The sequence below is a fragment of the Pseudomonas urethralis genome (assembly GCF_021602465.1).
In the GTDB taxonomy this organism is placed as follows: domain Bacteria; phylum Pseudomonadota; class Gammaproteobacteria; order Pseudomonadales; family Pseudomonadaceae; genus Aquipseudomonas; species Aquipseudomonas vlassakiae.
The window spans coordinates 24,855-45,250 of the sequence record NZ_BQIJ01000001.1; the positions used below are offsets into that span (position 1 = coordinate 24,855).

Annotated in this window: 14 protein-coding genes and 1 pseudogene; 7 read left to right on the top strand and 8 right to left on the bottom strand. The window is 63.2% G+C overall.

Annotated features, from left to right (window positions below; all coding sequences use genetic code 11):
• Positions 1 to 67: 67 nt before the first annotated feature.
• From L6D64_RS00145 to L6D64_RS00155, 3 genes and pseudogenes are all read right to left on the bottom strand, one after another.
• Positions 68 to 4,633 carry an NEL-type E3 ubiquitin ligase domain-containing protein gene (locus tag L6D64_RS00145; RefSeq protein ID WP_176506460.1) on the bottom strand — a complete coding sequence of 1,522 codons (4,566 nt, stop codon included), beginning with the start codon at positions 4,631 to 4,633 and terminating at the stop codon, positions 68 to 70.
• 69 nt (positions 4,634 to 4,702) lie between these two features.
• Positions 4,703 to 5,722 (bottom strand): AraC family transcriptional regulator, encoded by a 1,020-nt coding sequence (locus L6D64_RS00150; RefSeq protein ID WP_176506461.1) that lies wholly within the window; start codon positions 5,720 to 5,722, stop codon positions 4,703 to 4,705.
• Between the two features lie 38 nt (positions 5,723 to 5,760).
• Positions 5,761 to 6,653: pseudogene (locus L6D64_RS00155) on the bottom strand (LysR substrate-binding domain-containing protein).
• Positions 6,654 to 6,765: 112 nt separating this feature from the next.
• On the opposite strand from L6D64_RS00155, the gene L6D64_RS00160 reads away from it, so the two are divergent.
• Both L6D64_RS00160 and phnX read left to right on the top strand, forming a co-directional pair.
• Positions 6,766 to 7,872, top strand: a complete 1,107-nt coding sequence (locus L6D64_RS00160; RefSeq protein ID WP_176506462.1) for a 2-aminoethylphosphonate--pyruvate transaminase — start codon at positions 6,766 to 6,768, stop codon at positions 7,870 to 7,872.
• Between the two features lie 34 nt (positions 7,873 to 7,906).
• Positions 7,907 to 8,734, top strand: a complete 828-nt coding sequence (gene phnX, locus L6D64_RS00165; protein ID WP_176506463.1) for a phosphonoacetaldehyde hydrolase — start codon at positions 7,907 to 7,909, stop codon at positions 8,732 to 8,734.
• Positions 8,735 to 8,845: 111 nt separating this feature from the next.
• Here phnX and L6D64_RS00170 read toward each other — a convergent pair whose 3' ends face one another.
• Positions 8,846 to 9,406 (bottom strand): NADPH-dependent FMN reductase, encoded by a 561-nt coding sequence (locus L6D64_RS00170; RefSeq protein ID WP_176506464.1) that lies wholly within the window; start codon positions 9,404 to 9,406, stop codon positions 8,846 to 8,848.
• A gap of 158 nt (positions 9,407 to 9,564) precedes the next feature.
• Between L6D64_RS00170 and L6D64_RS00175 the strand changes: the two genes are divergently transcribed.
• The gene (locus L6D64_RS00175) at positions 9,565 to 9,783 is read left to right on the top strand and encodes a hypothetical protein (RefSeq protein WP_027919089.1); all 219 of its coding nucleotides are present in this window, start codon (positions 9,565 to 9,567) and stop codon (positions 9,781 to 9,783) included.
• On the opposite strand, the gene L6D64_RS00180 is transcribed toward L6D64_RS00175, so the two are convergent.
• From L6D64_RS00180 to L6D64_RS00195, 4 genes are all read right to left on the bottom strand, one after another.
• Positions 9,767 to 12,016 carry an Orn/Lys/Arg family decarboxylase gene (locus tag L6D64_RS00180; protein WP_176506465.1) on the bottom strand — a complete coding sequence of 750 codons (2,250 nt, stop codon included), beginning with the start codon at positions 12,014 to 12,016 and terminating at the stop codon, positions 9,767 to 9,769. The genes L6D64_RS00175 and L6D64_RS00180 overlap by 17 nt on opposite strands.
• A 71-nt stretch (positions 12,017 to 12,087) precedes the next feature.
• Complete coding sequence (gene dnaQ, locus L6D64_RS00185) at positions 12,088 to 12,846, bottom strand: DNA polymerase III subunit epsilon (RefSeq protein WP_176506466.1); 759 nt, start codon at positions 12,844 to 12,846, stop codon at positions 12,088 to 12,090.
• Between the two features lie 51 nt (positions 12,847 to 12,897).
• Positions 12,898 to 13,344 (bottom strand): ribonuclease HI, encoded by a 447-nt coding sequence (rnhA, locus tag L6D64_RS00190; RefSeq protein ID WP_176506467.1) that lies wholly within the window; start codon positions 13,342 to 13,344, stop codon positions 12,898 to 12,900.
• A 13-nt stretch (positions 13,345 to 13,357) separates the two neighbouring features.
• On the bottom strand, positions 13,358 to 14,131 hold the full coding sequence (locus tag L6D64_RS00195) for a class I SAM-dependent methyltransferase (RefSeq protein ID WP_176506468.1): 774 nt from the start codon (positions 14,129 to 14,131) through the stop codon (positions 13,358 to 13,360).
• Positions 14,132 to 14,216: 85 nt separating this feature from the next.
• Here L6D64_RS00195 and gloB point away from each other — a divergent pair, with 85 nt between their 5' ends.
• From gloB to L6D64_RS00215, 4 genes are all read left to right on the top strand, one after another.
• Positions 14,217 to 14,996: a hydroxyacylglutathione hydrolase gene (gene gloB / locus L6D64_RS00200; protein ID WP_176506469.1), complete on the top strand. Its 780-nt coding sequence runs from the start codon at positions 14,217 to 14,219 to the stop codon at positions 14,994 to 14,996.
• A gap of 100 nt (positions 14,997 to 15,096) precedes the next feature.
• Complete coding sequence (locus tag L6D64_RS00205; RefSeq protein WP_176506470.1) at positions 15,097 to 16,521, top strand: lytic transglycosylase domain-containing protein; 1,425 nt, start codon at positions 15,097 to 15,099, stop codon at positions 16,519 to 16,521.
• Between the two features lie 279 nt (positions 16,522 to 16,800).
• The gene (locus L6D64_RS00210; protein ID WP_176506518.1) at positions 16,801 to 18,573 is read left to right on the top strand and encodes an extracellular solute-binding protein; all 1,773 of its coding nucleotides are present in this window, start codon (positions 16,801 to 16,803) and stop codon (positions 18,571 to 18,573) included.
• Positions 18,570 to 20,396: an extracellular solute-binding protein gene (locus tag L6D64_RS00215; RefSeq protein WP_176506471.1), complete on the top strand. Its 1,827-nt coding sequence runs from the start codon at positions 18,570 to 18,572 to the stop codon at positions 20,394 to 20,396. Before L6D64_RS00210 ends, L6D64_RS00215 begins: the two co-directional genes overlap by 4 nt.

Below are 20,396 nucleotides of genomic sequence, written 5' to 3' on the forward strand. Positions count from 1 at the left end.
TTTGGAGTTGAACCATCGGTCCGACGATGTTCGCGCCGCTAAAGCACGGCGGCAATGGCCTAAGTCGTCAATCTGGATGACTGGTTTGGCCGGTTCCCAGCACTTGTGTGGTCAGCAGTATCTTCAGGCGCGACAGACGGGCAGCCCGGTCAGCTGCCAACGCGTCCCATCTGTCCTTGTACTCCCCGTCACTGAGCGTTTCCCGAGCCTCATCCAGTTCGACCCCAAGCGTGTCGAGTTCATCGGTTACGGCCGCGAACTCGTCGGGATAGTGTGACTGCAGCCAGGTGGTCCAGAATGCCTGCTCACTGAGGAAACGTGCCTTGGCTTCGACGGTTTCGGCGGCGTTTACATAGGCGAGCGCTTTGGCGAGCTGGTACGCGTTACCGCCACTGATATTCGAAAACCTCATCGACGCCGGCTGGCCAGGGAGTTGCAGCTCCGCTGCGAGGTTGACGATGTAGTACAGCCTGGCTTCGATCTGATCCAGGTCGGGCGTTGCTTGCAGGCGTTGCTCGATATCCTCGTGAATGAAGGCCTCGAGCGTCTGCAGGCGAAACATGCCTGAACCAAGCTTCAGCAGCTCATCACGCTGACCTGGCGCCGCACGTTCAGCGTTCGCCACCAGCACCCGTAGTTGTAAGTCGGCGAAACGCTCGGCAACACTGTCTGCGCAGGTGACAGGATCGTCGGCAATCGAATGCAGCTCCTGCGCCAGCTGCGCATCAGCATCCATGGCATCGAGAACGCTCCATACCTGGCGGGTCAGCACCTCTCGGTAAGCCATGTTGCGGAAGTCGGCACTTTCCCGCAGATCGCTCAGAATGCGCAGAACGCTGTCTTGTTGCTCAGCGTCTGCGTGGCCTGGAAACAAACGGTCCCAACGAGCTCCGCGCGCTTCAGCCTGCTCCCCCGTCACCCACAGTGCCCTGGCAGAGGGTACCAAGCCTTCCGCCACGTACGGGTCATGCATCGGATGTGCCGGGCGCGCGTAAAGAAGCTCCAGGCGCCTACGCTGAATGGCATTGCGTTCCAGCTGGATGGACGCGCGAAATTCATACGGCATCTGCATGATCGCATCGGGAATGTCGCTCAGCACATTGGAATTCAGGTTGACGATGCGAAGCTGGCTGCACTGCTGCAACCCTTCAGGCCACTCTAGCAGTCCACAATGCATCAACTGCAGCCGCCGCAACGCAGGCACCCGGGCAAAGCGCAGCGCCATTGTGCGCAGTGGGTTGAAGCTCAGGTCCAGCGAGACGAGGTTGTGAAGCTCCCCAAGAATACTGGTCGCTGCATCATTCCACCGGATGCGGTTGTAGGACAGTTGCAGGCGCCTTAGCTGACCCAGCTGCCGGATGCCTGCAGGTAACGCCTGAAGACCGTTCCTCGAAAGATTCAGCCGTTGCAGCTCGGCAAAGCAGCTGAAGAACGATTCCGGCACCACCTGCAGCGGTGTGTTGACCATCACCATTGAAGTCACGAAATGGAAGTCAAGCTCCCGGGTCAGTTCAGGCAATGTACTGACCGGGCAACCACTCAGATCCAGGATGCGCCCATGGAAAGCCTGATGCTCCATGTCGATATCCAGTTGCCTGCGCCAAGCCGCTCGCAGCCGCTCTGACACTTGGCGGCGCGCAGCCAGCTCAGGCTCTGGTGCAGCAGAAACCCACTGGCTCAGGCGGCTCTCGAGCATTTGCAAGTTCTGCTCTTCGTAGACCAGTTGCTCGAAAGGGTCCTCGGTATCCAGCACTCTCTCCATGTGATCCTGGATCCGTTCAGGCGAGTCGCCGTGGTAAAGCGCCGCCAGTCGACGCCTCAGTTGCCGATATGCCCCGCTCTGGTTCGAAGTGCCACCCCCGAGCGGATAGCCGACACGGCCATCGGGCAGACGTTGGCCAGGATTGAACCAGCCTTTGCGCTCAACCTGCCCCAGCAGGGCCACGAGCCGCTGACGCTCGCCTGGCAGTTTGCTCAATACCCGTTGCCGCAAGGCATCGACAGGATGCGCCTGGTCAAGCTCAAGACGATCACGCTGCGAGGGTGTCAGCAGGTGATGGATGGCCTGGAAGAAATCGTCAGGCTCTGCCGGTTGCGCCTCAAGCTCCAGGCCACGGTGGTCATAAAGGCGAAACTGACCGTCGAGATGCACCAGGATGTGCTGAGTCGCTTCAGGCGATTGCGGGTTGAGCACCGCCAGCAATCGCCCCGACGAAGAGCCCTTGCGCAGTTCCAGGCGCGTATTCAACGGCCAATGATCGACCCGCGCAAACAGGTTGAATGCCAGCTCACCCGCCCCGTCGACGTAGGCATTGCGCAACATCAGGCCTTGCTGGGCTCGGTTTAGCCTGGCCAACTGCAACAATGAGCGGGCTCTTTGCGACACGCTCAATGGCAGCCGCCGCCGTATCTCGATCACCTCCCGTTCGGAGGCGCTCAGTGTATTCACCAAATCGCTGACATAGTCATGGGGCAAACCGGCAAACTCACGCCGGATCACCTGCGCAGCCTGATCGGTGGATGGCTGGGTCTCGGTCAGATGCCTAAACAGCGCCGAACGCAGGTGGCTTGCGTTTTCTTCAAGCGCAACATGCAAAGGCTCGCCGTCCATCCCCGCGAACTCCGGGCGCTGTTTGCACCACTCAAGCAGTACCTGATCTTCGAAAGGCGCCCCAGCGGGAAGCTTGCCGAAGAAGCGCTCGATACGCTCGTCAGCCTCGAAACGGCGCAACGTATCACGCAAGTTGGCTGGCAGGGCACGGTTTTCCACGGCAATGCCACGCAATTCATCGACATCACTGCAGGCCGCTTGCAGCACTCGCCGCGCTTGCTGAGGATCGAGCGGACGCTCCTGGGGCCAGAGCCGATCGAGCAACTTTGCTTCATCGTTCCAGGCTTGCGGGAGCTCGCCACGCACTCGCCAGAATCGCTCACCATTACCTTCGACCACGGGGCCATAGGCGGTCGGGCGCAACGGATGCTGGAGGCGCCAGGGCCCCTGCTCCTCAGCCTGATGAACCTCGTAATAGTGCTCGTCAATACGCAACAGGCGCCGTGCCCCGCTGTGGTAGAGGCCATCATCCTCCAGCGTGGCCCCCTCCCCCGAGGTCTGATAGGGCGTCAAGTCATCGCTCCACAAACGCTGGGTGTCAGGCCCGACACCAACAGGCTCAAGGCCATCGACAAAAGCACTGCGCACGAATGCGCTGGCAGCAGCGCCTGCTCCTGCCGCTACTGCAGTGGTGACTGCAGCCGCCGCCACTGTCTCGGCAACGTTCAGGACATGCTGCAACGCTTCGTGATCGTGCCCCTGCGCCCAGTCCTCGACACCCTCGAACACGTCTTTGCACACATGCGTGACCAGGTGGGCGAGCAACAGCGCCCCAACCACCGGTATGAAGAACCCGGCCAAGCTGGCCAAGCCCCATCCCAGCGAAGCCCAGGCTTCCAGACGTTCACGGCTGGCCTTGGCATCGGCATCGGCGGTGGGCACCAGAAGTAACCTGGCATCCGCCTTGACGCGCTCGATCTGCTCGTCGACCCAACGTTTGAAAACTGGCTCGTGGTGCGTATCACCCTCCACTTCCAGGTCTGGTTCGTCATCCTTGAGCCGCAATTGCAATGTAGCGAAGAAGGCCGCACGGTCCTCCAGGGCGATCAACTGAATGAAGGCTGCGAGCTGGTCATCGTGCTTGAGTGAACCGGCCATTTCCTTGACCCAGTCCAGCTTTGAGGCGAACCAGCGCAGCGGTTCTGGCTGGCCGGGCAAGTAGACGACAATGCCGTCATCCTGGTCATCGACGCCGCGGAGCTGGGCAAACAATGCTTCATGCACGCGGACGCCCAACATCGACATCAGCCCAGGATAGGCCGTGAGCACTGGCGCATCGCCTGGCCGAGCGGGCACGGCTGTGGCGGCAGTTGTGGTCTCGCCATTGGCTTGTGCAGAGTCGCTGACACTCGCAAGCAAGGCATCCCTGACGTCAGCCTTGATGGCACCTTTGAGGAACGCGATCTGCACAGCCAGCTTGAAGCCCGCCAGCTTGTCTTCCATGAGCAGAGCAGCGTTTTTTTCAAAGATGCTGTCCTGCTCGGTCTGATAGCGGGCCCCCACATCCAGCCGGCGGCAGGTTGCGATAAAGGTCCCCACGTCGCCCGACAATACCGTGTTGCTACCCACAGCGACCAGGCCACTGCCATCCAGCGGCGTGGCATTTTCGGCAAAGTTCTGCATCAGACGCGCCAGCGCAGGCTGTGTTTTGTCTTCGGGCTCCAGACGAGGCACCGAGAAGCCTTCCAGCTTGTACACCTTGTCCTGCCACAACAACTGCTTCAACGGCTGATCGTCTGGCAGAAGATTGGCAAAGGCTTCAGAAAACGCAGTGTCTGCAAACGCATGGGGGGTCACGGCGGCCGCCGTCGCGGCACTCACCTGTTGCTGGGTGGTCTTGTGCTGGAGGTACAGCTTTCGCAACGTGCGGATATCTGCCACAGAGGCCGCCTTGATCCATTGCGGCGTCCGCTGATGGATGAAGGTATCGGTTATCTTCTGGCTGAGTGCAGATTCGCTGACAGGCGGGTCGGCCGCGACTTCATGCGGGTCTTGAACGTCGGGAAATTTACGATTGAGCACGGGCGTCTCCTATGCAATGGAAGCGCACACTGTTTCATTGCCTGCCTGCCCGATTCAGAAGGAACTGACCTACCCCTGTTCGCGTGCATGAGCCAGCGCGCGATAATGCCCAGGGTTGCAACCGAACCATTTGCGAAACGCCTTGTAGAAGGAGCTGCTGTCGGCAAAGCCCAGCCGCGCCGCAATTTCGCCCATGCCAGGCTCTGCCTGGCTCAGCCAGGCGATTGCCAGCTCCCGCCGCACGCTGTCCTTGAGCCCTTGATAGGTCTGCCCCTCTTCTGCCAGGCGCCGACGCAGGGTGGAAGGCGACAGGCATAATTGCCGCGCCAACGCATCGCCATCAGGCCAGTGATTGGGGTCCTGATGGAGCAAGTCGTGGCGGATGCGCCGCCCCAGGCTGGCGGCATCACGGTATTTGACCAGGATGTTACCAGGTGCCTCGGCCAGAAAGCGCTGCAGTTCCTCCGGTGTGCGCCGCAGTGGCAGGTCGAGGCTATCAGCACTGATGATCATGCGTGTACGCGGGCGCTCGAACTGCAGGTTTTGCGAAAACATCACCCGGTAGTCGTCGCAAAACAAGGGTTCGGCGCAGCGCAGCTCGATGGCCAGGATCGGGATGCGCCGCCCTGCCAGCCAGCAGGCCAGGCCATGGACGATCATCCAGAAGGTGAAATAGGTGAAGGCGCGACGCGGTTGGTCGCGAGGTTCGTTGATGACGATTTCGGCCAGCTCGTACTGGCGCACCAGGCTCGGTTGCAGGTCTTCAAGCATCAGCGACAGGAACTCCAGGGCCGTGTCCAGCCCTGCCCCCAGGGTCGGCTGGGCCATGCTCGCCCGGCACATGAAGGCCAGGCTGCCGCTGCGCAGGCCGCGCGGGTCCATGGCGAAGAACTCGTCGTTGCAGCGACGCGCCAACAGCCGCCACAGCCGTGCATAGGCCCCGGCGCTGACCCGCGCGGCAGGCGCCTGCAATTGCCCGGCATCGATCCCGGCAAGGGCCAGCAGTGCGGCATCCGGCTCGCCCGCCGGGCAGGTCTGCAACAGGGCTTCGCGCACCAGTTGCATGGAGATGGTGTCTTTCTCGCTCATTGCCGATCCATTCGCTGATGCAGGCATCTTAGGCTGGCTCAAAGGCTCGACGCCAGGCCGAGGAATGCCTGGATCAAGCGCAGCTCGCGGCGCCGTTCCAGGCAGCCAACCATATGCTGGTTGCGCAGGCCCTGGCCAGCCAGGGGCCGCGCCACCACTCGTGGGTCGTTGGCCACCTCGGTCGACGACACCACGCCAATGCCCAGCTCGGACGCCACCGCCTCGGTCACCGCTTCGCGGCTGTCCAGCTCCAGCAACACCCGCGGCTGCACGCCGGCCATGCTGCAGGCCTTGTCGAAGGTGCGCCGGGTGGTGGAGCTGGGCTCGCGCAGCACCATGATCTGCTGGTGCAACTCGGCCAACGGCAGGTCTTGCCCAGCCTGCGCCCAGGCGTGGCCCGCTGGCAGCAGCGCGCACAGGCGTGGCCCGCTGGCAGCAGCGCGCACAGGCGCGACTCGCAGAGGCTCTGCAGGTGCAGCCCTTTGCGCGGCGCGATCTCGGTCAGCACGGCGACGTCGGCGTGCTCGCTGAGCAACGCCGCCAGGGTTTCCTGGGCATTGCCCAGGCGCAGGTTGACGGTGATGCCCGGGTAGCGCTCGCGCAGCAGCGCCAGCATCGGCATGACCCGGTGCGGGCCATCGGCCGCCACCTCCAGGCGCCCGGTCAGCAACTGCCGATTGGCCTCGAGCATGGTCTGCGCCTCTTCGGCCAGGCTGAACATGGCCCGCGTGATCGCCGCCAGGCGGGTGCCCTCTTCGGTCAGCTCCACCCGCCGTGCGGTGCGCCGCAGCAACGTGATCTGGTAATGCTCCTCCAGTGCCTTGACGTGCCCGGTCACTGCCGGCTGGCTGATGAACAGCCGCGCGGCGGCACGGGTGAAGCTGCCTTCACGGGCAACGGCATCGAAGGCGCGCAGTTGAAATAGGTTCATGAGTATCGGCCTGACTTATAGCTCGGATAACAACAAACAATTTGATTGATGGCAGCGCCAATTGCAACCTAGGCCCGGTAGTTTCAGCCCACTGCTTGTGAGGAATAACGGAATGAGCAATGCCCCGATCTTGCTGACCCCTGGCCCACTGACCACTTCAATCCGCACCCGCCAAGCCATGCTGGTGGACTGGGGCTCGTGGGACCGCGACTTCAACCAGCTGACCGCCAGTGTCTGCGAACAACTGCTGGCGATCATCGACGGCAGCGCCAGCCACCACTGCGTGCCCCTGCAAGGCAGCGGCACCTTCGCCGTGGAGGCAGCCATTGGCACCCTCGTGCCGCGTGACGGCAAGGTCCTGGTATTGATCAATGGCGCTTATGGTCAGCGCCTGGCGAAGATCTGCAAAGTGCTGGGCCGCACCTACAGCACCTTCGAGACCGCCGAAGACCAACCGACCACCGCCGCCGATGTCGACCGCCTGCTGGCCGCCGACCCGGCCGTCACCCACGTGGCGCTGATCCACTGTGAAACCAGCACCGGCATCCTCAACCCCCTGGCGGAAATCGCCCAGGTGGTCAAAGGCCACGGCAAGCGCCTGATCATCGATGCCATGAGTTCGTTCGGCGCACTGCCCATCGATGCCCGCGAGATTCCTTTCGAAGCGCTGATCGCTGCGTCCGGCAAATGCCTCGAAGGCGTGCCCGGCATGGGCTTCGTGTTTGCCGAGAAACGCGCCCTGGCCGCCGCCGAAGGCAACGCCCACTCGCTGGCCATGGACCTGCACGACCAGCACGCCTACATGGCCAAGACCGGCCAGTGGCGCTTCACCCCGCCGACCCACGTGGTCGCCGCCCTGCACGAAGCGCTGCAACAGTACGGCGAGGAAGGCGGCCTGCCCGCCCGCCACCAGCGCTACGCCGACAACTGCAAGACCCTGCTCGCCGGCATGGCCGCCATCGGCCTGCGCAGCTTCCTGCCGGCCGACATCCAGGCGCCGATCATCGTCACTTTCCATGCGCCGAACGATGCCCGCTACCAGTTCAAGGACTTCTACGAGCGGGTCAAGGCCAAGGGCTTCATCCTTTACCCGGGCAAACTGACCCAGGTCGAAACGTTCCGCGTCGGCTGCATCGGCGTGGTCGGTGCCGACGGCATGCAGGCTGCCGTCAATGCCGTGGCCGAAGTGCTGCGGGAAATGGAAGTGCTGGACATCTAACCCTTTGCCCACCCAATTTCAGGAACCCGCTCACATGAACTACAGCAATCCTACCCAGCTGCAAGCCGCCATCCTCGACTGGGCTGGCACCGTGGTCGACTTCGGCTCCTTCGCCCCGACCCAGATCTTCGTCGAAGCCTTCGCCGAGTTCGATGTGCAGGTCTCCATCGAGGAAGCCCGGGGCCCGATGGGGATGGGCAAGTGGGACCACATCCGCACCCTGTGCGATGTGCCAGCAATCGCCGAGCGCTACCGCAAGGTGTTCGGCCGCACCCCGACCGACGATGACGTTACCGCCATCTACAACCGCTTCATGCCACTGCAGATCGAGAAAATCGCCGTGCACTCGGCATTGATCCCCGGCGCCCTGGACACCCTCACCGGCCTGCGCCAGGGCGGCCTGAAGATCGGTTCGTGCTCGGGCTACCCGAAGGTGGTGATGGACAAAGTGGTGGAACTGGCGGCGCAGAACGGCTACGTCGCCGACCACGTGGTGGCCACCGACGAAACCCCGAATGGCCGCCCGTGGCCGGCCCAGGCCCTGGCCAACGTGATTGCCCTGGGGATCGATGATGTGGCGGCGTGCGTGAAGGTCGACGACACCGTGCCGGGCATTCTCGAAGGCCGCCGCGCCGGGATGTGGACCGTGGCCCTGGTGTGCTCGGGCAACGCTCTGGGGCTGACCTGGGAGGGTTATCAGGCGTTGAGCTCAGAAAAACTGGAAAGCGAGCGCAAGCGCATTCACCAATTGTTTGCCGGCTCGCGGCCGCACTACCTGATCGACACCATCAACCAACTGCCGGAGGTGGTAGCCGACATCAACCGCCGCCTGGCCAAGGGTGAGATGCCGCAGGCCTTCTGACAGATCGGTGCCTGGCCATTCGCGGGTAAACCCGCTTCCACAGGTTTATGCATTCCCCTGTAGGAGCGGGTTTATCCGCGAATGCGTCATACATCAGGCAACAGCAATGGATCAGACCGCGCGGTTCAACTTCACCCAGGAAGCGAACTTGTCGATGAAGCCCTGCAGGAATGGCCGGGTCTTGTCACTGAGCTTGCCCGCCTCATCGAACAGGCTCGCCGCCCCGCCGATATACGCCTCGGGCATCTGCATGCATGGCATGTCGAGGAACACCAGCGACTGGCGCACCGCATGATTGGCACCAAACCCGCCAATGGCCCCGGGCGACACACTGGCCACCGCCGTCGGCTTGCCGCTCCACGCGCTTTGCCCATACGGCCGAGAACCCACGTCGATGGCATTCTTCAAACAGCCTGGCACCGAACGGTTGTATTCCGGGGTGACGAACAGCACCGCATCGCTGCGGCGGATCTCATCGCGAAACCGCTTCCACGCCTCGGGCACGCCCTCGGCCTCGACGTCCTCGTTGTACAGCGGCAGGTCGCCGATCTCGACAATCTTAAGGGCAAGGCTGGACGGTGCCAGCTCCGAAAGTGCGCGGGCAACCTTGCGGTTGTAGGAGTCCTTGCGCAAGCTGCCGACGACAACCGCTACCGAATACACCTGGCTCATGGCGTTATCCATCCGTTGCTGGAGAAAGGGACGTCTGTAGTTATAGATGACCGTTCCTCGGCGGCCCGGATTTTTTTCCAGGCTGTGAAAACTTCCAGGTACCTTTTACGGTCTATCCCTGCAGACATTTCCTACGTAATTCAGAGGTTTTCACCCAAATGGCAGCAGTAATGGTCGGCCAGTTCCACGCCCGTGACGCCGAAGGCCGTATCTACCCCGTGCACGAGTTCCAGGAGTCCACCCTCCAGGCGGACGGCAGCGCACTGGGTGCCCCGATCACCACCTACCGCCTGGCGATCGGCGATCGCGTCAACCACTTGGGTGAAAACCGCTTCGAACTGGCACAGACCGGCGTCGAGATCATTCGCATTCCTTGATGCAGTCGACCGTGTATTGGCCGCTCTCATTCTGCAGGCCATGCACATCAGCGACGAAGCCCGGGAAACCGCTGTTGAACGCCCGGGCAAACGCCAGATAGTCGAGGATCGAGCGGGTTGCTTCGGTGAACCGCTCACCCGGCATGATCAGCGCGATTCCCGGTGGGTACGGCACCAGCATCACTGCTGCCACACGACCCAGCAGGGCCTCTATCGGCACTGCCTCTACCTCCCCGCGCACCATCTGGTCATAAGCTCGCGCCGGGCTCACGGCCACCTCCGGCAACCGCGTGAACAACCGCTTGAGCTGCTTGGCCGTGGCATTGGCGCGGTAGCAGTCATGCAGCTGGTCGCACAAGTCGCGCAGGCCCAGCCCCTGGTAACGAGCGGCATCGACCGCAACGATGCTCGGCAGGCAGCGACTCAGCGCTGTGTTGCCGTCGTAATGGCGTTTGAACTCCAGCAGCTCGGTGAGCAACGTGCTCCACTTGCCCTTGGTGATTCCCATCGAGAACAGCACCAGGAAGCTGTACAGGCCGGTCTTCTCCACCACCAGCCCGCGCTCCCAAAGAAACTTGCTGACCACCGCCGCCGGAATACCGTGCTCGCCCAATACGCCGTCCGCGCTCAGCCCGGGCATCACCAAGGTCACCTTCAGCGGGTCGAGCAGGACATAGTCGTCCGCCACGTCGCCAAAACCATGCCACTCGGCGCCGGGTTGCAGCAGCCAGTCCTGCGCCGACAGGCGCTGGATACCCTCCGCCGCTGGCGGCTGCCAGATGCTGAACCACCAGTCTTCGGCGGCGATGTGCTCGCGCAGATTGGCCAGCGCACGGCGGAAACTCAAGGCTTCGTCGAACATCTCCTGCAGCAGCGAATGGCCAGCCGGGCCCTCCATCATGGCCGAAGCCACATCCAGCGAGGCGAGCATGCTGTATTGCGGCGAGGTGGAGATATGCATCATGAACGCTTCATTGAAGCGGTCGCGATCCAGCTGACGCTGGGCACCATCCTGCACGTGAATCATCGAGGCCTGGCTGAAGGCGGCCAGCAGCTTGTGAGTGGAATGGGTACTGAACACCAGCGGGCTGCCCTCGCTGCACACGGTACCCATGGCGTAGCGGCCCTCGAAGAATGCGTGGAACGCCGCATAGGCGAACCAGGCCTCGTCGAAATGCAGCACCTCGACGCTGGCGCCCAGTGCCAGCTTGATCAACCCGGCGTTGTAACACAGCCCGTCGTAGGTGGAGTTGGTCACCACCGCCAGCTTGATCCGCGGCTCACGCCCCTTGGCCAGGGGATTGGCCAGCACCTTGGCCTTGATCGACTCGGGGCTGAACTCGCTGAGCGGTATCGGGCCAATGATGCCCAGCTCATTGCGTTCGGGGCACAGGTAGAGGGGGATGGCGCCGGTCATGATGATGGCGTGGACCACCGACTTGTGGCAGTTGCGGTCCACCAGCACAAGGTCATCGCGGCCGACCATCGCGTGCCAGACAATCTTGTTGGCGGTGGAAGTGCCATTGATGACGAAGAACGTGTGGTCGGCGCCAAAGTTGCGCGCGGCCCGTGCCTCGGCCTCGGCCAAGGGGCCGGTGTGGTCGAGCAGCGAGCCTAGCTCCGGCACCGACACGGACAAGTCCGAGCGCAGGGTATTTTCGCCGAAGAACTGGTGGAATGCCTGGCCAACCGGGCTCTTGCGGTAGGCCACCCCGCCGCCGTGGCCGGGGGTGTGCCAGGAATAGTTGGATTGTGCAGTGTGCTGCACCAGGGCCTTGAAGAACGGCGGCAGCAGGCCATCAAGGTAGTTGTGCGCAGCACGCGCCACCTGGCGGGCGAGAAACGGCACGGTGTCCTCGAACAGGTAGAGAATGCCGCGCAGCTGGTTGAGTTCGCCCATGGCCTCGGCCGGCGCGTTTTCCAGGGTGACCTGTTCGCCCAGGGCGAAGATCGGCAAGTTGGGCGCACGCAACCGGGCCAGGCGTATCAGCTCGGCCATGTTCTGCAGCAAGTGGGTGTTGTCGCCGACGCCCTCGGCGGCGATCAGCATGCAGGCCAGCCCATGGTGGGTGGTGGCGACTAGCCGCGCTTCGGTGTGATCGGCAGCCTTGATGATGGCGAAACCGTCCTGGCTCAGTTCCTCGGCGATGCCGCGGATGCGCTCGCCGGCGACGCTGTCGGCCTTGATCGCACGGTGGACGATGAGGATCGGGAACTTGAGGTCCTTGTACATCCGGCAACTACCTCCGCTGGACTTGTTGTCCTATTGAGGGTAGTAGGCCTTGTGCTGCCTGTGCCGGCCTGTTAGCTGGCAGGTGCCTCGGTCAGCGTCTGCCACAGCGAAGGCCCGCCCGCCGATTTGGCCACCGCCGCCAGTCGTTCGGCGTGGGCTTCCAGTTCTGCGGCATTGGCCATGATCACCCGCCCCGGTGCACGCCCGACGATGCGGCGGATCTCGCTGCCGCCAGCGCCCTGTCCATCACCGTCACTGTCGGCGCCGTGCCCGGCCAGCGACAGGCTGGTCTGGCCGCCGGTCATCGCCAGGTAGACGTCGGCCAGCAATTCGGCGTCGAGCAATGCGCCGTGCAATTCACGGCCGGAGTTGTCGATGTCGTAGCGTTTACACAACGCATCGAGGCTGTTGCGCTGCCCCGGGTGGCGGGCACGGGCCAACAGCAGGGTGTCGAGGACGGTGCAATGGTTGGCGATGTCGGCGCGGTCGCTCTGCCCCAGCAGCGCGAACTCGTTGTTGATGAAACCGACGTCGAACGCGGCGTTGTGGATGACCAGGGTGGCGCCCTGGATGAATTCGAAGAACTCTTCGGCCACATCGGCGAAGCGCGGTTTGCCGACCAGGAACGCATCGGTGATGCCGTGGACGTTGATCGCGCCCTCGTCACTCTCGCGGTCGGGCTGCAGGTAGACGTGGAAGTGCCGCCCGGTCAGGCGCCGGCCAATGACCTCGACACAGCCGATCTCGATGATGCGGTGGCCTTCAGTGACCGGCATACCGGTGGTTTCGGTATCGAGAATTACCAGGCGTTTATCTTGCTGCTGCTCCACGCGGGGCGCTCCAACTTGCATCAGTGACAAAGGCGGCGATTGTACCGCAGCTCAACGCGTGGCGCGCACTTCCTCGACGCCACGGTTGGCCAGCTGGTCGGCGCGTTCGTTGCCGGGGTGGCCGATATGCCCGCGCACCCACTTCCAGGTGACCTTGTGGCGGTTGACCTGCTCGTCGAGCAGTTGCCACAGGTCGGCGTTCTTCACCGGTTCCTTGGCCGCCGTCTTCCAGCCGCGTTTCTTCCAGTTGGCCATCCACTCGTTGATGCCCTTCATCACATACTGCGAGTCGGTGGTCAGCACCACTTCGCACTCACGCTTGAGCGCCATCAGCCCCTGGATCGCGGCCATCAGTTCCATGCGGTTGTTGGTGGTTTCGCGCTCGCCGCCCCACAGTTCCTTTTCGACGCCCTTGAAGACCAGCAGGACGCCCCAGCCACCGGGGCCAGGGTTGCCCTTGCAGGCGCCATCGGTATACATCTCGACGCTATCGCTCATGTACCACTCATGTTCAGTGCTTTTCGGTATTTGGCCTGACGGCGGTGCGGTTGACCTTGGCCAGTGGCAGCGGCAGCAGCTTGCCCATCGGTTCGCGGCGCACCTGGCGCAACGGCCTCAGGCCAACCACCATCTTGCGCGCCACCAGCAGGTAGACCCCGCCGCCGGCACTCTGCCAGCCACCCGCCATCCGTTCCCAGCCTGCCAGGCGTTGCTGCCAGGCCGGCGAAGTGAGCGGCGGACGATAGCACCCGAAGCGGCGTTTCTCCAGCGCAAAGCCCAGCAGGTTGAGCCAGTCGCCGACCCGTGACGGCGAGATGCAGCGGGCCTTGCGCAGGGCACCCTGGCTGAAGAAATGGCGCAGGCCCCAACCGCTCCAGGGGTTGATGCCGACAATGAGCAGGTGCCCACCGGGGCGCACCGCGCTGGCCGCCTCACGCAGCAGGCCGTGTGGCGAAAGGCTGAAGTCCAGCCCATGTTGCAGCACCACCACGTCGGCGGCGTGCTCGCCCAATGGCCAGGCCTGCTCCTCGCAGACGATCTCCACCCCCGGCAACGGCGCGCCAAGGCGCACGTTGCGCTGCACCTGCGGCGCGCTGGGCGGCGCCTCGGCACAAGGGCCATAGTGCACGAGGTAGCCACCGAAGAAGCGCCCGAGCTCTTCTTCCAGCAGTTTTTCCTCTTCCTTCAGCATCAGCTGGCCGAGTGGGCCGTTGAACCACTCACGGGCCAGGCTGATCAGTTCGACCCATTCCGGATCGGCCTGGGCAAAGGCTTGGTCGGTCATTGCGCTCTCCCTCGAAGGTTCCCGCACCGCGCCATCGTGGCTAAGATGCCCTCATGTGCCACCCATGGCGATACGGATCCGCACCATGATACAGATCGACGCTCTCCCCGCTTTCTCCGACAACTACATCTGGTTGTTACAGGATACTGCCAAACGCCGCTGCGCGGTGGTCGACCCGGGTGATGCCGGCCCGGTGGAAGCCTGGCTGGCTGCCAACCCCGGCTGGGCGCTGGACACCATCATGGTGACCCACCACCACCACGACCATGTCGGGGGTGTCGAACGGCTCAAGCAACAGACCGGTGCCCGCGTCTGCGGCCCGGCCCACGAGCAGATCCCGGGCCGCGACCTGGCGCTGGACGAGGGCGATCAGGTCAGCGTCCTGGGCGTGGCCTTCCAGGTTCTGGCCGTGCCTGGCCACACCCTGGGGCATATCGCCTACTTCAGTGACCAGCCAGCGACACCCCTACTGTTCTGTGGCGACACCTTGTTCGCCGCCGGTTGCGGGCGCATGTTCGAAGGCACTCCAGAGCAGATGCAGCCTGCCCTCGCCCGCCTGGCAGCGCTGCCGGAGCAGACCGAAGTCTACTGTGCCCACGAATACACCCTCAGCAACCTGCGCTTCGCCAAGGCGGTGGAGCCTGCAAACCCCCACGTTCTGCAGCGTTTCGAAGACGTTACCCGGTTGCGCGCCGAAAATCGCATCAGCCTGCCTTCAACGATCGGCCTCGAGCGCCTGACCAACCCATTCCTGCGTACCGCTGAAACATTAGTTAAACAAAAAGCAGACGAATGGAAGGGACATTCAAACGACTCGCAGGTCACTGTTTTTGCTGCCTTGAGGTCTTGGAAGGACCGCTTCTGATAACCTCAAGATATATCGCAGAGGGTTCGCAACGGTTGACCCAGGCGGGAGCGGTTTCTAGAATCGCCGAAATTTTTCGCTCGGAAACCCGTGTCAGCCGATGTCTTCCCGTAGCCGCAGAACCGCTCATTCAGTCGCCCTGACGCGCCTGGCCCAAATCAGTGCGCTGGCGCTGGCCGCCACACTGGTGGGTTGCCAGAGCACCCGTCAGCTCGATGAAACCGACAGCGTTCGCGCGCACAACTACCAGGCCCGGATCAAGCACAAGCCCTCGCCGCTGGCGGTCAAGCCTGCCGAACCGCCGCAGGATGTGTGGGAGCGCATGCGTCAGGGTTTCGCCCTGCAGGACAACATCGACGTCAACCCGCGCATCGAGCAGCAACGCCTGTGGTTCGCCAGCAACCCGACGTTCCTCGAAAGCGCCGGCGAGCGCGGCAGCCTGTACCTGCACTACATCGTCGAACGCCTCGAAGAACGCGACATGCCGCTGGAGCTCGCTCTGCTGCCGGCGATCGAGAGCGCCTACAACCCCATGGCCTACTCGCGCGCCAGTGCAGCGGGCATGTGGCAGTTCATGCCCGCCACCGGTCGTCATTTCAACCTGCGCCAGACCAACTTCTATGACGGCCGTCGCGACATCACCGCGTCGACCAACGCCGCGCTGGACTACCTGACCCGTCTGCACGACATGTTCAACGGTGACTGGCTGCTGGCACTGGCGGCCTACAACGCCGGCGAAGGCACCGTCAGCCGCGCCATCGAGCGCAACGAGAAGCTTGGCCTGCCCACCGATTACTGGAACCTGCCATTGCCGCAGGAAACCCGTGACTACGTGCCCAAGCTGCTGGCGCTGTCGCAGGTGGTCTCCACACCTGAAGCCTATGGCGTGAACCTTACGCCGATCGCCAACGAACCCTACTTCGAAGCCGTGGCGATCAACGACCGCCTCGATCTGTCGCGGGTCGCCGCCTTCGCCAACATCGACGAAGACGAACTGATCCAGCTCAACCCGGCCTTCAAGAAACGCATGACCGTCGATGGCCCCAAGCAGCTGCTGGTTCCGACCGCCAAGGCGCAACTGCTCAGCGACAGCCTGTCCAACCTCAAGCCCGAGCAACTGGTCAGCCTGCAACCGAACAAGGCCGTGTTCGCCGCCGCCGTGGCCGAAGCCAACGCACCTGCCGCGCGCAGCTACCGGGTCAAGCGTGGCGACAGCCTGAGCAGCATCGCCAAGGCCAATCGCGTTGCGGTCAAGGACATCCAGCGCTGGAACAAACTGCCGGGCAACCGTGTGAAAGCGGGCCAGGTCCTGGCCCTGCGCGGCGGCAGCGCACCGAGCGCTGCGGGCAACCGCGTGGCAGCCTCGGGGCAGCGCTCCACCCAGTACAAGGTACGCAAGGGTGATTCGCTGTATCTTGTAGCCAAACGTTTCAATGTCGAGATGCAGCACCTCAAGCGCTGGAACCCACGCAGCGGGCATGCACTCAAGCCAGGCCAGACGCTGACCGTCTACCTGTCCCACTGAGGTGAGGCTGGGGCTGCCTTGCAGCCCCATCGCGGGTAAACCCGCTGCCACAGGTGCAGCGCACGATTCGAAGCCAGTGCAATATCTGCAGGACCGGGTCTACTCGCGAATGGACCTGAAAAAAGGCCCACGGTAATTCCCCTGCTCCTTCTCTTTTTCCATACCCGGCAAGCTGTTACTGTACCCCGACCAAAGCCCAACGCCTCTGGATCGGATGCCGACTTGATACGTCCCCTCCTGCTGTCACTCAGCCTGGCCTTGAGCTTCCCCGCCGTCGCGATGGTGAGCGAAAGCCACGGATACGCGCAGTTCGGCACGCTCAAGTACCCAGCCACATTCACCCACTTCGACTGGGTCAACCCGCAAGCGCCCAAGGGCGGCACGTTGCGGGCCATGGCATTCGGCACCTTCGATACGCTCAACCCCTATACCTTCAAGGGCACCAGCCCGGTCACCACGCCGAACTTCCTGCAATACGGCGTCAGCGAGCTGAACGAAACGCTGATGGTCGGCACCGGCCAGTACGACCCGTCCGGTGACGAGCCCACCTCCAGCTATGGCCTGATCGCCCGCTCGGTGGAGTACAGCGAAGACCGCAGCTGGGTAGTGTTCAATCTGCGCCCGGAGGCGCGCTGGCACGACGGCGTGCCGATCACCGCAGCCGATGTGGCCTTCTCGTACCGCACCCTGCTCAAGCAAGGCCACCCGATCTACCGCACCAACCTGCAGGAAGTGCAGCGGGTCGATATCCTCGGCCCGCTGCGCATCCGCTTCGTCTTCAAGCGTGCCGGCAACCCGCTGTTGATCCTGCGCCTGGGTGAGATGCCGGTGTTGCCCAAGCACTACTGGCAACAGCGTGACTTCGAGGCCACCACCTTTGAGCCGCCGCTGGGCAGCGGGCCGTATCGCATCACCCAGGTCGAGCCTGGCCGCCGCCTGGTGTTCGAGCGGGTGAAGCACTACTGGGGCAAGGACTTGGCGGTAAACCGCGGCAAGTACAACTTCAACCGCGTCGAATTCGAGTTCTACCGCGATGCCACCGTGGCCTTCGAAGCGTTCAAGGCCGGTGAGTTCGACATCTATATCGAGCACCAGGCCAAGAACTGGGCCAACGGTTACAACTTCCCGGCTGTGCGCCGTGGCGAAGTGATCAAGGCGCAGATCCCGCACCGCATCCCCACCCAGACCCAAGGCCTGTTCATGAACAGCCGCCGGGCTACCTTCAGCGACCCAAGGGTGCGCCAGGCGCTGGGCCTGATGCTCGACTTCGAGTGGACCAACCGTGCGCTGTTCAGCAGCGCCTACCGCCGCGCCAGCAGCTACTATCCCAATAGCGAGTTCGCGGCCAGCGGCGTCCCCACCGGCAAGGAATGGCTGCTGCTGGCGCCGTTCCGCGACCAGTTGCCCGACAAGCTGTTCACCCAGCCCTTTCAGGTCAGCCACACCGATGGGCGCGGCATCGGCCGCCAGACATTGCGCCAGGCCTTGGGCCTGCTGAACCAGGCCGGCTGGAAGCTCGACGGCCAGCGCCTGGTCAACGCCAAGGGCCAGCCATTGCGCATGGAACTGCTGCTGGTGAACCCGAGCCTCGAACGCATCCTGCAACCCTATGTCGAAAACCTGGCCAGCATCGGCATCGAGGCGCGCTTGCGCACCGTGGACCGTGCCCAGTACAAACAACGCCTGGACCAGTTCGACTTCGACATGATCCTGATGACCCTGAACCAGACCTTGAGCCCGGGCCTGGAACAGTGGCTGTACTTCCATTCCAGCCAGGCCTCGACCAAGGGCAGCAAGAACTATGCGGGGGTCAAGGACCCGGTGGTCGACCACCTGCTCGATACCCTGCTGGCAGCGCGCACCCGTGATGACCAGGTCGCCGCCGCCCGCGCCTTGGACCGCGTGCTCTCATGGCAGTACTACATGATTCCCAACTGGTACCTCGACAATCACCGCCTGGCCTACCGTAACCGGTTCGCCTTCGTCACCACACCGCCCTATACCCTCGGGCTGAATACCTGGTGGCTAAAGCCTTCGGAGAAAGCCCAATGAAGCCGACGCATCGCCTGGCCTGCAGCCTGCTGTTCGCCTGCCTGAGCCTGCCCGCGCTGGCGGCGCCGCAACACGCGCTGACCCTGTATGACGAGCCGCCGAAATACCCGGCCGACTTCAAGCACTTCGACTACGTCAACCCCGACGCGCCCAAAGGTGGTACCTTCCGCCAGTCCAGCTTCGGTGGTTTCGACAGCCTCAACCCGTTCATCAACAAAGGCGTGTCAGCCGAAAACATCAGCATCATCTACGACACCCTGATGCGTCAGAGCCAGGACGAGCCGTTCACCGAGTACGGCCTGGTCGCCGGCAAGATCGAGAAAGCCCCGGACAATAGCTGGGTGCGTTTCTACCTGCGCCCCGAAGCGCGCTTCCACGATGGCCACCCGATGCGCGCCGAGGATGTGGTGTTCACCTTCAACGCCCTGATCAAGGATGGCGCCCCGCTCTACCGCCAATACTACGGCGACGTCGCCGAAGTGGTTGCCGAAGACCCGCTGCGGGTGCTGTTCAGGTTCAAGCACAAGAACAACCGCGAGCTGCCGCTGATTCTCGGCCAGCTGCCAGTGCTGCCCAAGCACTGGTACGAAAACCGCGAATTCAACCGCGGCAACATGGAAATCCCGCTGGGCAGCGGGCCTTACAAGGTCGCCGAGGTCAAGGCCGGGCGCAGCATCCGTTACGAGCGGGTCAAGGACTACTGGGCCAAGGACCTGCCGATCAACCGCGGTTTCTATAACTTCGACGCCATGACTTTCGACGCCTACCGCGACACCGCCGTCGCCCTGGAAGCCTTGAAGGCCGGTGCCTTCGACTATGCCCTTGAAGTCAGCGCAAAGAACTGGGCCAGCGCCTACAACGTGCCGGCCGTTCGTGAAGGCCGCCTGATCAAGGAAGAGCTGCCCAACGGTAACCCCACCGGGATGCAGGGCTTCGTCTTCAACATCCGCCGCCCGCTGTTCCAGGACGTGCGCGTGCGCGAGGCGCTGAGCCAGTTGCTGGACTACGAATGGACCAACAAGCAGTTGTTCAACGGCGCCTACACCCGCACCGGCAGCTTCTTCGAGAACTCGGAAATGGCTGCCCGCGGCCTGCCCAGCGCCAATGAGCTGAAGATCCTCGAGCCGCTGCGCGGCAAGGTTCCTGATCAGGTCTTCAGCGAGGCCTTCCACAACCCGGTCAGCGATGGCAGCGGCATGATCCGCGAGCAACAGCGCAAGGCCTACAAGCTGTTGCAGGAAGCCGGCTGGAAGATCGTCGACGACAAGATGGTCGACGCCCAGGGCAAGCCGGTGGTGATCGAGTTCCTGCTCGCGCAGACCGAGTTCGAGCGCATCCTGCTGCCATTCAAGCGGAACCTTGCCGACCTGGGCATCGACCTCAACATTCGCCGCGTCGATGTCTCGCAGTACATCACCCGCCTGCGCTCGCGTGATTACGACATGATCGTCAGCGGCTTCGCGCAGTCCAACTCGCCGGGCAACGAGCAGCGCGAGTACTGGAGCAGCAGCGCCGCCGACAACCCGGGCAGCCGCAACTTCATCGGCCTGCGCGACCCGGCCATCGACCAGCTGGTGGAGCAGCTGATCAACGCCGATTCGCGCCAGAGCCTGATCGACCACTGCCGGGCGCTGGACCGCGTGTTGCTGTGGGGTTACTACGTGATTCCCAACTGGCACATCAAGACCTGGCGCGTGGCCTACTGGAACCACATCGGCCATCCCAAGGTTTCGCCCAAGTACGACGTCGGCATCGACACCTGGTGGATCAAGCCCAACGTCACCCCTGCCGTGAGCGAAACCCCTGCAGACGAGGCCAACTGA